Below are 1,138 nucleotides of genomic sequence, written 5' to 3'. Positions count from 1 at the left end.
GCATCCCGCCACATTGGCGGCGATCTCCTGGTAAGTCTGGCCGGCGAGCACCAGGTCGGCCTCATCCGCCAGCGCCGTCAGCGTCTGGTTCATCTGCACCCAAGCCTGGGTGCTGATCTCCCACAGTTCGCGCGCCCACCTCGATCTCTCCCGAACTCGTCGGAAGGTGCCGAACCGGGACGTGAAAAAATTCCGGAACATGTCCAGCCAGGCCTGCGTCTCGGCTCCGTAGGGCACCGCGGTGAGCCCAGCCGATTCGGCGAAGCCAATCAAGTCGGGCGGGACCGCGATACGCACGTGGTGCCCTCGCCGCTGCAGTTCGGACCCGACCACAACCGACGGCTCGACATCACCTCGAGTTCCGTAGCTTGCCAGCACAAATCTCAGTGCGGGCGGTTCGACGTAGCCGCACGCCGCATCACGGTCAGTCACCTTGTCCCTTCCTACCATTTGCGGTAGTGCGAGAGCCTAGACATGAAGGCCGCAGGTGGCCAGCGGCGAGTATTCCTAAGAGCCTGAACAGCCGCGCGCATCCGGTTATGCTGCGGTCGTCTGAACCGGGGACGTTGCGCGGCCGCTCCAAATCCGACCATGCGCCAGGGGAACTGGAAGGGTGAAGATCCGCGATGAAATTTGTGCTGGCAAGCTACGGAACTCGAGGTGATGTCGAGCCGTCGGTTGTGGTCGGGTCCGAACTGCAGCGGCGAGGGCACCACGTGCGTATCGCGGTCCCGCCCGACTTGATTGGCTTCGCCGAATCGGCTGGGCTCACCGCGGTGCCCTACGGAGCCGAGACGCAGGCCTGGCTGGACATGTTCCGGAATTTTTTCACGTCCCGGTTCGGCACCTTCCGACGAGTTCGGGAGAGATCGAGGTGGGCGCGCGAACTGTGGGAGATCAGCACCCAGGCTTGGGTGCAGATGAACCAGACGCTGACGGCGCTGGCGGATGAGGCCGACCTGGTGCTCGCCGGCCAGACTTACCAGGAGATCGCCGCCAATGTGGCGGAATACCATGGTCTTCCGCTGGTGACGCTGCACCACGTCCCGATGCGACCCAACGGCCAAGCGGTGGCGATCTTGCCGGCGCCGGCCTCTCGCCTCGCGCTCGCGTTGCACGACTGGTTGTGGTGGCGCGC

At 64.7% G+C, this 1,138-nt stretch carries 2 protein-coding genes; one reads left to right on the top strand and one right to left on the bottom strand.

Annotated elements, in window-relative coordinates:
- A partial coding sequence (locus A5695_RS07400; RefSeq protein WP_197515386.1) for a glycosyltransferase occupies positions 1-387 on the bottom strand: 387 nt, incomplete at its 3' end.
- Positions 388-626: 239 nt separating this feature from the next.
- Between A5695_RS07400 and A5695_RS07395 the strand changes: the two genes are divergently transcribed.
- Positions 627-1,138: glycosyltransferase (locus A5695_RS07395; RefSeq protein WP_197515385.1), on the top strand; the 512-nt coding region annotated here is incomplete at its 3' end.

The sequence above is a fragment of the Mycobacterium sp. E1747 genome (genome assembly GCF_001667775.1).
Lineage (GTDB): Bacteria > Actinomycetota > Actinomycetes > Mycobacteriales > Mycobacteriaceae > Mycobacterium.
Note: the sequence above shows the minus strand (reverse complement) of the source record. Positions and strands in the feature narration are given on the sequence as shown.